This is a genomic window from Arcobacter sp. F155, from assembly GCF_004116455.1.
In the GTDB taxonomy this organism is placed as follows: Bacteria; Campylobacterota; Campylobacteria; order Campylobacterales; family Arcobacteraceae; genus Halarcobacter.
On sequence record NZ_PDJU01000005.1, the window covers coordinates 169,379 to 182,512 of the forward strand.

11 protein-coding genes are annotated in these 13,134 nt (G+C 27.0%); 9 read left to right on the plus strand and 2 right to left on the minus strand.

Annotation, left to right across the window (positions count from 1 at the left end; translation table 11 throughout):
* Window positions 1-72: 72 nt before the first annotated feature.
* The 8 genes from CRV03_RS07405 to CRV03_RS07440 all read left to right on the plus strand — a co-directional run bounded on the left by CRV03_RS07405 (window position 73) and on the right by CRV03_RS07440 (window position 7,778).
* The gene (locus CRV03_RS07405; protein ID WP_164968635.1) at window positions 73-1,140 is read left to right on the plus strand and encodes an Opr family porin; all 1,068 of its coding nucleotides are present in this window, start codon (window positions 73-75) and stop codon (window positions 1,138-1,140) included.
* 121 nt (window positions 1,141-1,261) lie between these two features.
* Window positions 1,262-2,089, plus strand: a complete 828-nt coding sequence (locus CRV03_RS07410) for a TonB-dependent siderophore receptor (protein ID WP_129084514.1) — start codon at window positions 1,262-1,264, stop codon at window positions 2,087-2,089.
* A complete protein-coding gene (locus CRV03_RS07415) occupies window positions 2,070-3,317 on the plus strand; it encodes a TonB-dependent receptor (RefSeq protein WP_129084515.1) in 1,248 nt (415 codons plus the stop codon). Before CRV03_RS07410 ends, CRV03_RS07415 begins: the two co-directional genes overlap by 20 nt.
* Window positions 3,318-3,384: 67 nt before the next feature.
* The gene (locus CRV03_RS07420) at window positions 3,385-4,479 is read left to right on the plus strand and encodes an ABC transporter substrate-binding protein (RefSeq protein ID WP_129084516.1); all 1,095 of its coding nucleotides are present in this window, start codon (window positions 3,385-3,387) and stop codon (window positions 4,477-4,479) included.
* Window positions 4,476-5,552, plus strand: a complete 1,077-nt coding sequence (locus tag CRV03_RS07425; protein WP_129084517.1) for an ABC transporter substrate-binding protein — start codon at window positions 4,476-4,478, stop codon at window positions 5,550-5,552. Before CRV03_RS07420 ends, CRV03_RS07425 begins: the two co-directional genes overlap by 4 nt.
* Window positions 5,553-6,569, plus strand: coding sequence for an iron ABC transporter permease (locus CRV03_RS07430; RefSeq protein WP_129084518.1), 1,017 nt, complete (start codon window positions 5,553-5,555; stop codon window positions 6,567-6,569). It begins immediately after the preceding gene.
* Window positions 6,553-7,299: an ABC transporter ATP-binding protein gene (locus CRV03_RS07435; protein ID WP_129084519.1), complete on the plus strand. Its 747-nt coding sequence runs from the start codon at window positions 6,553-6,555 to the stop codon at window positions 7,297-7,299. The genes CRV03_RS07430 and CRV03_RS07435 overlap by 17 nt, the downstream gene beginning before the upstream one ends.
* Window positions 7,300-7,322: 23 nt before the next feature.
* Complete coding sequence (locus tag CRV03_RS07440) at window positions 7,323-7,778, plus strand: MarR family winged helix-turn-helix transcriptional regulator (RefSeq protein WP_129084520.1); 456 nt, start codon at window positions 7,323-7,325, stop codon at window positions 7,776-7,778.
* 364 nt (window positions 7,779-8,142) lie between these two features.
* Here the strand turns inward: CRV03_RS07440 and CRV03_RS07445 are convergent, their stop codons facing one another.
* Entirely contained in the window at window positions 8,143-10,020 is a 1,878-nt protein-coding gene (locus CRV03_RS07445; RefSeq protein ID WP_164968636.1) for a diguanylate cyclase, read from the minus strand.
* Window positions 10,021-10,571: 551 nt separating this feature from the next.
* Between CRV03_RS07445 and CRV03_RS07450 the strand changes: the two genes are divergently transcribed.
* Entirely contained in the window at window positions 10,572-12,236 is a 1,665-nt protein-coding gene (locus tag CRV03_RS07450; RefSeq protein WP_129084522.1) for an ATP-binding protein, read from the plus strand.
* A 175-nt stretch (window positions 12,237-12,411) separates the two neighbouring features.
* On the opposite strand, the gene CRV03_RS07455 is transcribed toward CRV03_RS07450, so the two are convergent.
* On the minus strand, window positions 12,412-12,975 hold the full coding sequence (locus CRV03_RS07455; RefSeq protein WP_129084523.1) for a recombinase family protein: 564 nt from the start codon (window positions 12,973-12,975) through the stop codon (window positions 12,412-12,414).
* Window positions 12,976-13,134: the final 159 nt, after the last annotated feature.

Below are 13,134 nucleotides of genomic sequence, written 5' to 3' on the forward strand. Positions count from 1 at the left end.
TAAACAACTATTAAGATACATATTAATAGAATTTCAATGAAAGCAATTATCAATATTATTAAAAGGAGTAATTTGAAATATCTCTTAAGTTTATATGTGATTTTTTTAAATTTGCCATATTTAGTTGCTACTGAGAATAAAATGAATAATTCTTTGAATATAGAAGGGAATATAGCAGTTGTATCTCTTTATAATCAAGAAGAAAAAAAAGATATTGGATTTACACATGCGATTTCTGAATTTGCATTATCAAAAACTTATAAAAATTGGTTATTAGACTTTGGACTTATTAAGTATAGTAAAATTGATGAAGTTGATCAAACTAATTACCCAAGCTATACTAAACCAATAATCCATAGAGTTGCAATTGAGTATCAAAATGATTTTACCTCTTTACGGCTTGGACGGCAAAGGTTAAGTCATTATTGGATTGGAAGTTTTCATGAAGCAGCTGTATTAAAAGTTAAGCCTCATAAGCATTTAGATTTGTCATTGATTCATAGTCAAGGGTACGCCTGGATCAGGGGAAAGGTAGGGTTTAACTTCTCAGACTATAACAAAGAGGGCAAAGGTGTCAATGTTTTCGATATTAATTATACACATGACAATTTTACATTAAATCCTTATATATATTATGCGGATAAACTATATAGTTTTTATGGAATAAAGTCTCTATATAGAAATCATACTTTAGATGTTTTAGCACATTATGTAATAAGTGATGAAGAGAATAAAAATGATAGAGGTTCTGTATTTAATTTGGAACTCTCTTTAAGAGAGATGAACAAATTTGATTTTAGTTTAGGTTTTATACAGACAAATAAAAATATTGGATCAGGCTCAATTGGAAATATAGATGAGAATATTAATCCAGCAGAAGAAGCTAATGCAATTTATAAACCTAATGCAAAAAGTAAATATTTAAGTTTTAAATATAAAGGTTTTAAAAATCTAACTCTAGAAAGCAAATTTCTAAAAACTACATATATGCAAAATAGTTCTGAAGAAGAACTAGATTTTATTGCAGAATACAAATTGACTAATGGTGTTAATTTAGGTGCAACATTTGCCAAGGTTAATAGCAGTGAATTAAATAAAGATTATATAAGTACTATAATGTGGATAAGTTATAAAATCTAATAATTTAACACTCAATAAGTAAATACATATTTAAATAGTTATTTAAGCTTGTATTAAAGCCTACTTAGGTAAATTTCTACTAGATATTGATAATTGGTATTAATAATAAAAAGGAAAATTTATGAAAGAAAAAATAATAGCCTCTTTAACGATGTGTTCAAGCATTGCATTTTCACAAAACATTATGCTTGATACAATTACAGTAAATGAGATTTCAGATGGAACTACGCAAACTTTAAACTCTAGTGTTTTAATCAAAGAAAAAGGTCAAAGTAATAATATTGGAGATTTTATTTTTGATGATACAGAAGTTTCTTTAAATAGAAAGGCAAATTTTGGAGACAATGGAAGTGGTTTACTACTTAGGGGGCAAAGTGGGAATAGAATAGCTTTAAATATAGATGGAAACAATATTAACTCAATTGGAGGAATGGGTGCTCCATATATTGATTTTTCTGCTATTCCAATGGATAATATTGAAAGAATAGATATTATAAAAGGTGGAAGTAGTATTGAATATGGTCACATTTTAGGTGGAGTTATAAATGCCTATACTAAAAAACCAAAAGAAAAAGCTGATTTTTCTTTTTATGGAACAAGTGGTGGCTGGGATGGTGCAAATGACTTTTCAAATATCAGAACAAGTTTTTCAAAAAGATTTGGAGACTTTGGTATAAGTCTTGGTGCAAGTCATCAAGAAGCAGATGCTTATCTTTTAAACAATGACTATGAATCAGATAGCATCTCTGCAAGACTATACTATTTTGCCCCAAATGATGGCGAACTTAGCCTTGGGGTATTATACTCAGATACTACAAGAGGTTTAGTTAAAGACAATAGCACAGGAGCAAACTCAAAATATCCCACCTCTTTGGGTGAAACGTTTGTTGGTGGTGCACCTATGAATAGTGCTTTAAGTTTAATAGGTGATGGGGGCAGAGGCAAATAAAGAAAAAACACTTTTAGATATCGCTTACTCTCAGCCTATAGGTGAGGATGTTTTAGTTGAGTTAAGTGCTTACAAAAATAACGAGGACAGAACAGAAAAAAACTTTTCAGATACTTCAGGTAGCACTTACAATGCAGGGGATTTAGTTTTCCAAAGAGATGTTGGAGTTGATGATTCATATGGATTAAAATCTAAAGTTACTGCATTTATAGATAATCACGAGATCCTTTTTGGTGCTGAATATAAAAAGCTAAAAGGTGGAGAAAGTACAATTACCCATTTAAATACAGAATATAATAACACTCCACCCGCACCTTGGAGTATCAATGGTATTGTTGGTGTAAAATCTGATTTTTCGGAAACAGAACAAGAAGCGATTTTCCTAAGTGATAGATTTGAATATAGTGATAAACTGACTTTCCAATTAGGTGCTAGATATGATAAATATGAAGCAGTACATTTAGGTTTTAAAACAAAGGATAAAAAGCTTACACCAAAGCTTGGAGTTGAATATTTAGTATCCGAGGACAATATCCTAGGATTTTATGCATATCAAACATTTAGAGCACCAGGAACTCCAGAATTAAATCATCATTTAGATGCTGTAAACAGTGGAAGAGCTGAACTTCAAAATAATAATCTAAAAACAGAAAGTGCCAATGCAATCGATGTAGTATATAGACATAACTTCTCTTCAAGTAACTTTCTTAAAGCTTCTCTTTTCTTCTATGATGTAAAAGATTATATTACCTTTAAAGAAGTTCCAAAGGAAGGGTATTATGCTTACAATTTAGATAAGGCAAAATTCTTTGGTCTTACACTAAATGGACAATATAAAGTAAATGATACATTTCTAATCAAAGCTGGAGCAACTTATCAGAAAACCAAAAAAGAAGGAGATGTTTTAGATCTAAATGAAATCTCTAATAAAATAGATTATGTTCCAAATTTAAAAGTGAACCTATCTCTTGATTATGATATTACTCCAAAAATAGGAAGTAGTTTTGCTATAAACTATACAGGAACAAGATATTATGAAAAAGATTCAACAGCAGTTGAAAAGTTAGATGATTTTGTGACAGCTGATTTATCACTAAATTACAAAATATTAAAAAATAGTGTAGTAGAAATCTATGGCCAAAATATTTTTGACAAAGATTATGATACAAGATATGGCGTTCCTTCTACTGGTGCTATTATAGGAGCTAGTTTTAAATACCAATTCTAATAATACTTAACATAAATTTAACAATTATATGTTTAAATAGCTATTCAAATATTAATAAAGGAAAATAATGAGTATAAAAAAAGCTTTAATCTATCTTTTTGCTTTTTTACCCTTACTTCTTTTCTCTCAAGAAAAAAGTATTGTGATTAAAGACACTTTAGATAGAAAGGTAACTATAAATGGAGAGGTTCAAAGAGTTATTGCACTTGGAACAAGTCTAAGTTTTATAACATATTTAAACGCAATGGATAAAGTAATTGCTGTTGAATCAATTGAACAAATGGATTTTGACAAAAGAACATATACCTATGTTAATAAAAACATATTAAAAAGACTCCCCGTTGTGGCTCAAGGTGGAAGTGTTTTGCAATTAAATTATGAAACGATTCTAAATCTAAAACCTGATGTGATATTTTTGATTAGTCAAAACAAAAAAGAGGCAGATGAAATCTCTAATAAGTTAAATGTCCCTGTCGTTGTTTTAGACTATGGGAAAGATGGTGTCAACTTTAACACTACAAACAAATCGTTATCTATAGCAGGTAAGGTTTTAAAAAAAGAGCAAAGAGCTAAAGAACTTATTGATTATATAAATAAGTTAAGAACTAGTTTAAAAAAACCTTCTTTAAAAAAACAGTCTTATATTGGTGCACTTGCTTATAAAGGATTGCAAGGAATTGATAGTACACAAGCTGATTTCATGCCATTTGAATTAGCAAATGTTACTAATGCAGTATCAAAAATAAAAAAGAAAGGTCATCTATTTATAAATGATGAATTCTTACTAATGTCAAACCCTTCCAATATGTTTATAGATAGTGCTTGTTTTACAATTGTTCAAGAAAAATTTAAAAAGAAACCAGCATATTATAATAGATTAAAAGCTTTTAATAAAAGCCAAGTTTATTTATTACTTGCAAATAACTACTATTATACAAACTTTGATCAAATGCTTGCAAACAGCTTTTTTATAGCAAAAACACTCTATCCTAAGGAATATAAAAACTTAAATCCAATAAAAAAAGCAAATGAAATATTTGAGATGTTTGTTGGAAAACCATTATATAGCACGATAAAAAATGGTTTACATGGCTTTAATAAAGTAATTATCAAAAATAATCAGTTAGAACTAAAAGAAATTAGAGTGGAAGATTATAAATGATTAGGTTAGCTACATTTTTACTAATTCTTTTTATCTCAACAACACTACTTGCAGATGAAAAAAGTATTGTTGTAAAAGATGTTTTAGATAGAAGTGTGAAAATTGATGGAAAAATTTCAAGAGTTATTGCACTTGGTAATAGTCTAAGTTTTGTGTCATATTTAAATGCAATGGATAAAGTAATTGCAGTTGAAGCAAATGAGAAAATAGATACTCAAAAAAGAACGTATACGTATGTTAATAAAGAAGTAATTCAAAACTTGCCCGTAGTTGGAGCAGGAGACAATACTAAACAATTAAACTATGAGGCAATTATTAAACTAAACCCTGATGTTATATTTACTCTTAGGCATAATAAAAATGAAATAAAAGAGTTAACATCAAAAGTAAAAATACCTGTAATTGCAGTCTCTTCAGGAAATGAAATTTTAGATTTAAACTTAGTTAAGAAATCTCTTCAAATAATGGGTGATGTTTTAAACACAGAAAAAAGATCAGAAGAGCTAATCAGTTATATTAAAAGTTTAGAGGAAAGCTTTAAAAAAATAGAAAAAAGAAAAGAAGCATATATTTGTGGTCTTCCCTTTAAAGATTTAAGAGGATTGAATAGTACAAAAGGAGACTACTTTGCTTTTAATATTGCAAATGTAAACAATAGCATTGCAAAATTTCATCAAAAAGGAAATATACTATTAAATGGTGAGTTTTTAATTGACCATAATCCACCAATTATATTTGTTGACGCTCTTGGTTTAGAAAAAATTAAAAACGAGTTTAGAAAAAATAAAAAGTATTTTAAAAAGTTACAAGCCTTTGAAAATGCTCAGACCTTTTCATTATTAGCAAGTAACTACTATTTTTATAATAATGTAGACCAGATGTTAGCAAATAGTTTTTTTGTTGCAAAAACGTTATATCCAGATGCCTATAAAGAGATAAATCCTATTGAAAAAGCTAACGAAATCTTCGAAATGTTTGTTAATAAACCTATGTATAAACTCCTAGCAAAAGAATTATCAGGATTTAAAAAACTTACAATAGATAGTAATAACTTAGTTTTAGAGGAGATTTAAATGTTTAAATTTTGGTTTCTTCTTATTTTTTTATTCTTTTTAGTATTAGTTTTTTCTTTGAAAGTAGGATATACAGATATTGGGTTTTTAGAACTTTTTAATACTCTAAGTAAGCCTAATGTAGAATCAAATTTTTCACATATTATTTATGAACTTAGACTTCCTAGAATGATCGCTGCCTTTGTTGTGGGGATTTCATTATCTCTATCAGGAGTAATTTTACAAAGTATTTTAAAAAACCCCTTAGCCTCTCCTTTTACATTAGGTCTATCTCAAGGAGCAGCATTTGGTGCTTCTTTTAGTATTATTATTCTATCTTCAACAACTATCACAATTACATATTTAGGAGAACTTAACTTAATAGTAATTGGAGCTTTTTTTGGCTCAATACTTGCAGCAAGTATTATTATTGGTTTATCATTTATAAAGGAGATTACTCCTGAATCATTAATCTTATCAGGGGTTGCTTTAGCTTCACTATTTGGGGCATTAACAATGCTTTTACAATATTTTGCAAACGACAATGAACTAGCATCAGCTGTATTTTGGACGTTTGGGGATTTAAGTAAGGGAACTTATACTGAAATTATAATCTTAGCTATTGTGATTTTAATTTCCTTAATTTTTGTTATGTATAAAGCATGGGATTTTAATGCCATCATCTGGGATGAAAACTATTCAAAAAGTTTGGGTATAAAAACTTGGACACTTAGAGTATATGCAATTTTCATCGCCTCACTATTAACTTCTGTTGCAACGGCTTTTTATGGAGTTATTGGCTTTGTTGGATTAGTTGCACCCCATGTTATAAAAATCATTTATCCACATGCAAAACATCACTTTTTATTTCTTTCTTCATCATTTCTTGGTGGTGTTTTTTTAATGTGTTCAGATTTATTAGCAAGACAAATTCTATCTCCAATAAATCTGCCTGTTGGAATATTAACTGCATTTGTTGGTGTTCCACTATTTTTATATATTATTATAAGGAAATCACTAAATGATAGAACTAGATAAAATTAACTTTTCAGTAAAAAAGAAGAAAATATTAAAAGAGATAAGTTTTAATAGTCAGGAGAATAATCTTATAGCCATTATTGGACCAAATGGAAGTGGTAAATCAACTTTATTAAAAGTGCTTAGAAACCTACTTTGTAAAGATTCAGGTGACATAAATCTATATGAAAAAAAACTAGAATCTTATTCCAATAAAGAGCTTGCTAAACTTATTTCTTATCTTCCTCAAACTACAAAAGCTGTAAATTGTTTAGTTGAAGACTGCATTTTACTTGGGAGAAAACCTCATATGAAGATTCTCCCTTCTAAAGAAGATAAATGTAAGTGTGAAGAAGTTATTAAAAGTCTGAATCTTGAAAAGTTAGCAAAAGAGAATATTTTAAACTTAAGTGGAGGACAGCTTCAGAAGGTTCTTATCGGAAGGTCATTAGTACAAGACTCAAACGTCCTCTTCCTTGATGAGCCCATAAATCATCTTGATATAAAAAATCAACTTGAGATAATGAATTTGACTAAAAAAGTAACCTATGAAAAAAGTTTACTTACATTTGTAGTTTTACATGACTTGAATTTAGCCTTTAAATATGCAAATGATATTTTATTATTAAAAGAGGGAAAGATAATATTTTTTGGTAAAAAAAGCGAACTAAAAGAACAAATATTAAGAGATACATATGATGTAGATTTAAGAATCATAAATCATGAAAATGAGATAAAAGTAGTTTATTAAAAGAAATATTATATAATCTCACCATGAAAAATAATATTGAAGATAAAGACTGTATAGCAAATTGGATATCTAAAGTACATTTAAAATCAAAAAACAATTTTACACAAAAAATAAAAAAGTATAATTTAACTGTTGAGCAAAGGGTAATTCTATTACTTTTATTTGAAAATAAGTCAATGACTCAAAGTGAAATCTGTAAGGAAACAGTATCTGAGTCTTCAAATGTAACAGTAACACTTAAAAGAATGGAACAAAATGGCTATATCATAAAATCAAAGCATCCAAAGGATAAAAGAACAACTCTTATTCATCCAACTCAAAAAGCATATGATATTGAGTTTGAGTTAAAACAAATAGGTGTTGAAAGTTTAGATTATATCCTTGAAGATGTAAGTAAAGAAGACCATGATATTGCAATTAAGGTTTTAAAAGAAATTTACAAAAAAATATTAAAACAAGAGTTTGAAGAATTATTATAATTTATTTTTCGACCTACAAAATAAAAGCATTTTAAAATCCTACAAATAAAGGGGTTATCTGTAACAGAAAATAAAGGGAGTGTTAAAAATTCTGTATAGTCTTTCCCTAAACCTCTTATATTTGGAACACAACTTTAAGTTTTAGTTAAAAGTTCCAAAACTACAGATTGTTGAACTTATAAATAAGGTTGAGTCAAAAGACTAAATTATAACGAAAATCAGTCTTAATGGAAACATTGTATCTGAAAAGTTATGCTATCTTCGATACTATTGCAGTTAAAAAAGATAATTTATAGATGTCTATAAAAAATACAAAAACATGTCTAAGATGTTCATCTAATTCAACTATAAATATGAAATTAGTTTAACTTTCTAAATCTGAAATAACCTTATTTCTACCATTTTCTTTTGCTTCATATAAATACTCATCAACTCTTTTGATAAGTGTTTGAATATTATCAGTTCTTTTTACCTCTGTAACTCCAACACTTATTGTTTTATGTTTAACAACATCAAACTTATATTCTTCTACACTTGCTCTTAGATTTTGGGCAAAATGGCTAGCTCCTTTTATATCTGTATCTATACAAATAATCATAAACTCTTCACCACCCCATCTTCCAACAATATCTGTTTTTCTGCCATGTTTTTTTAAAATTTTAGATAATTCTATTAAAACACTATCTCCAACTTGATGACCATAGTTGTCATTGACTGATTTGAATTTATCAATATCAATTAATATAATTGAAAATATATCATTATGTCTGGTAAACCTATTCATCTCATTTTCTAAAGATTCATCTAACTTCACTCTATTATATAGTTGAGTGAGTTTATCAGTTTGAGATATAATTTCTATTTGTTTTTTATCAGTAATATCTTCACTTAAAGATGTATAACTCTCAACAACTTTATTATCAAACGATAAATTAGGGAGTATATTTGTTTTTAGCCAATAAACACTACCATCTTTTGTTTTATTTTGTAAATCACCACTCCACACAAATCCATTTGTTATTTTACTCCATAAGTCTTTATAAACTTTATCATCCATTTCACCACTTTTAAAGATAGATGGTTTTTCCCCAATTAATTCTTCCTTCTTGTAACCACTTACATTGCATAAAGCACTACTTACATCAGTGATCTTTTTATTCGTACCAACTGTCATTGTAATAACATACTTATCTATGGTATCAATATATCTTAAATTTTCACTGTAAAGTTTATTCGTAGTCATATAAATTTTAGATACTGGATATGAAATAATTAATCCAATAGGAAGTGAAATCAATAGAATAATTATGCCCAAAGTATAAGCATAAGATATATTATCAGTTTTAACATTTTTTAAATATTCATCTTTTACTTTTAATAATAATCTTATGTTTTCATTATTTGTAAAAGTATCTTTTAAAGGAAAAATATACCCAAACTCATTAAAGGTATTTGAACTAAATGCATCTTCTGAGATATCAGGAAATTCACTAAAAACAGTATGTCCGTTATTAAGATATTTTCCCCACTCTTTGTTTTGATTTGGGTTTAGAATAAAATTACCCTCATTATCAATAAGATAAACTAAAAACTGATTATTATTTCTAAGTGCTGTAAGAAGTTTTGTCATCTCTACATTAACGATCAATATTCCATAAAACTTTCCCTTGTAGTATACATTTGTTGAAATTCTATATGTTGGTTTTAATGGTTTCTCTATTTCACCATTTTCAACATTTAAATCCAATTTAGAATGCCAATATTCTCCACTTTTTGAGTTAAGTGTTTCTGTAAAATAGTATCTTTTTGATTTATCTTGTAGTTTTTCATCTTTTACTACAAATATATTATTGGTATGTCTTTTTCTATCTAATCTAATTTTTTCTATTCCGTTTTTATCTAAAAATCTAAGTTGAAAAAAATTCTCATTGTTATACATTGAGTTTATAAAAAGATTTTGAACAATATTTTTACTATTTTGGTCTTGATTTTGTATATAATCAATAAACAAATCATTTTTTTGAATAGCTAAAAGAGCATTTTCTACTTTATGAAGGTAGTTATTTATTTTTGTCTTTATCATATTGGATACATATATTGAATTTTTATCAATTTTTTTTTGCTCTAATTCAAAATTGAGATTAAAGTTTAAGTATGTTGTTACAATTGCAACGGCTGCTCCAAATACTAAAAATAATATGATATTTTGAATGTAAAGTAGTTTTATATTTTTTGTTTTCATTTTATTCCTTAAAAGTATCATTGTATCAAAATATTCATTCAAGTATAAAGCAATACCATTAGTTAATAGTAGAACTATTAGAATAAACAGTAGACAAAATGATGAGAATACTATCACAGATGTAGTTAGAAATAAGCTAAAAAATCCAATATAATCTGGCTGAAACTATTAAGATACACAAAGTTTTTATAATCTTTCCCTAAAGCTCTTACTTTTTGAGCAGTTTTTACTAAAAAATAGATTGTTCAAAAAAGAGTTGAAATTTGGAATATGCTCAATAAGTACAGATTGTTGAACTTATGTTTTATAACTCATTTTTTCTCTTATGTAGTGTTGGCATATCACTTAACTATTTTATATAATAAATATAGATATAATAAATAAAAGTTATATTTGAAAGGACTTATATAAAAAATAAATTATACCTATTAAGTTTTTTTATTATTTTAGAATTTTTTTCAATTTCTATTTTATATTTAAATAATGAACAAAGAAGAGAACAAATAATTATATCAGCAAATGAAATTGTTAAAACAAATTATAATAATACATTGAACTCTTTTGAAACAATAGCAAATACTGTTTATAGAGGATATATAGATAATGAAAATGTATTAAAACTATTTGCACAAAAAGATAGAGAAAAATTATACGATTATTTAAAATATGATTATATCTATTTAGAAAGTATTGATTTTAGACAAATACATTTCCATACACCTAAAAATCACTCCTTTTTAAGAATGCATAAACCTGAAAGATATGGGGATGACCTAACTGATATTAGATATAGTGTAAATTTTGTAAATAGTTATAAAGAATCTATATCAGGTCTTGAAATGGGTAGAGTAGTTCCTGGATTTAGGTATGTATATCCCTTGAGTTATAATGATAAACATATTGGAAGTGTGGAGACTTCTTTTAGTGTAAAAGCATTTATTCATAAACTAGAGGAAGTATATGATGTCCATACTCACTTCTTATTAAATAAAGAGGTATTTGAAAAAAAGATATTTGATAATTATAGAAAATATTATGGAATAAGTATAGAATCAGATAAGTATATTACTTTACTAAGAAGCAGCAATGAAAAAACTAAAAAGTTAGAGTCTATATTGCGAAAACTATTTAGAGCAGATTTACAAAAAAAACTTGATGATGGTTTTAAATCCAATAATATATTTGGAGTTGAAATAAAATCTAAGAATATAAAATCTTCTCACAAAATTGCAACATTTTTACTATTAAAAAATATCCAAAAACAGAATATAGGTTACTTTGTAGTATATCAAGATAGTGAAGAATTATTACAATTAAAAAGTGAATTCATAAAATTTCTACTAGTAATAACTTTAATAAATATATTATTAACTTTTATTTTTTATAAAGAAACAACAAAAAAAGAAAAATTTGAAAAAGAAGTTAATTTAAAAACACAGGAACTAAAAGAGCTAAATGAATCACTAGAGAAGAAAATAAAAAAAGAAGTAGAAAAGACAAGACATCAAGAGCAACAATTGTTTGAAATAGAAAAAATGGCACAAATGGGTGAAATGATAGGAAATATAGCACACCAATGGAGACAACCTCTAAGTGTTATTTCAACTTCTGCCTCAGGAGTAAAACTACAACAAGAATTTGGAAACCTGAACAGTGAAAAGTTGATTGAGTATATGGATGGGATTGTTAAAAATACTCAATATTTATCAGAAATTATTGACACATTTAGAGATTTTATTAGGGAAGAAAAGAAACTAGAAGAAATCATTCTCCAAGATACATTAAAAACAGTAATTGAAATTACTCATGCATCATTAAAAAACAATTTTATTGAAGTTCATGAAGAGATAGATTATAAAAATCCAATTAAGATTAAAACTATTTCAAAAGAATTATCACAAGTTCTCATCAATATTTTTAATAATGCAAAGGATGTTATAAAAGAAAGAAAAACTGATAATGCTTGGATTAGAATAAGTCTTAAGAAAACAGATTCAATTGCATATATTACCATAGAAGATAATGCAGGTGGTATTCCAAGAGAAACTATATCTAAAATATTCGACCCATACTTTACAACAAAACATCAATCTATTGGAACAGGTTTAGGATTACATATGAGTAGAAAAATTGTTACAGAGAGTTTAAAAGGTAAACTATATGCTCAAAATAGTAATCATGGAGCACAGTTTACTATTGAACTACCATTGAATTAATTATTATTAGCTTAAAATTATATCTATCTATTTTAGGAACGCTAATATGCTAATTAAAACATAAAATTATGAGATAACCTTCTCCTAAATCTCTTACTTATTGAGCAGTTTTTGCTAATAAAAAGCTATTCTCAAAAAGAGTTGAATTTTTGAACATCTGAAGTAGCCAAATTGGCTACCTCTTTTTAGCTACATCTTTAATTGCTCTATAGATAGTATTACGAGCTACATGAAAAAGCTTAGATAACAAAGCAACAGACTTTCCTTTTTCATGCTGTTTGTATATAACATTCTTTTCTTTAGTAGTAAGAATAGCTTTTCTGCCAAACTGAACACCTTTTTTCTTTGCTGCTTCAATTCCTTCTCTAACACGTTCATTTATTAAATCACGTTCAAACTCTGCAATAGCACCTAACATTGTAAATAATAATCTACCTGCTGGAGATGTTGTATCAATATTTTGATGTAATACTTTGAGATTTACATCTTTTTCTTGTAAAAACTTTGCAATATTATGAAGATCTATTACAGACCTTGCTAATCTGTCAAGTTTTGTAATGTAAAGAACATCACCTTCTCTTATAAAATCCATCATAATCTTAAACTGTTCACGATTTGATTCATTCTTTCCTGACTTTTTTTCTGAGAAAATCTTTTTACATCCAGCACTCTTAAGTTGATCAATTTGATTCTCAAGATTTTGGCTTGAAGTTGAAACTCTTGCATAACCTACATTCATAATAAATCCTTTGTATTGAATTTACTATTTATTATAATGCCACTAAATATTAAGACATAAACAACAAAGTTTAAATTCCTAAAAGATAAAATAAATTGAATAATTTAGGAGAAAGATATGGCAAGAGGAAGAGGTAAATCTTTCAGTGCAGATTTTAAG

Excerpts from the sequence above, each read along its gene's own strand:
- CRV03_RS07440 (WP_129084520.1), top strand. The coding sequence starts at position 7,323 with ATGAAAAATAATATTGAAGATAAAGACTGTATAGCAAATTGGATATCT.
- CRV03_RS07455 (WP_129084523.1), bottom strand. The coding sequence starts at position 12,975 with ATGAATGTAGGTTATGCAAGAGTTTCAACTTCAAGCCAAAATCTTGAG.
- CRV03_RS07425 (WP_129084517.1), top strand. The coding sequence starts at position 4,476 with ATGATTAGGTTAGCTACATTTTTACTAATTCTTTTTATCTCAACAACA.
- CRV03_RS07415 (WP_129084515.1), top strand. The coding sequence starts at position 2,070 with ATGGGGGCAGAGGCAAATAAAGAAAAAACACTTTTAGATATCGCTTAC.
- CRV03_RS07410 (WP_129084514.1), top strand. The coding sequence starts at position 1,262 with ATGAAAGAAAAAATAATAGCCTCTTTAACGATGTGTTCAAGCATTGCA.
- CRV03_RS07445 (WP_164968636.1), bottom strand. The coding sequence starts at position 10,020 with ATGAAAACAAAAAATATAAAACTACTTTACATTCAAAATATCATATTA.
- CRV03_RS07430 (WP_129084518.1), top strand. The coding sequence starts at position 5,553 with ATGTTTAAATTTTGGTTTCTTCTTATTTTTTTATTCTTTTTAGTATTA.
- CRV03_RS07435 (WP_129084519.1), top strand. The coding sequence starts at position 6,553 with ATGATAGAACTAGATAAAATTAACTTTTCAGTAAAAAAGAAGAAAATA.
- CRV03_RS07420 (WP_129084516.1), top strand. The coding sequence starts at position 3,385 with ATGAGTATAAAAAAAGCTTTAATCTATCTTTTTGCTTTTTTACCCTTA.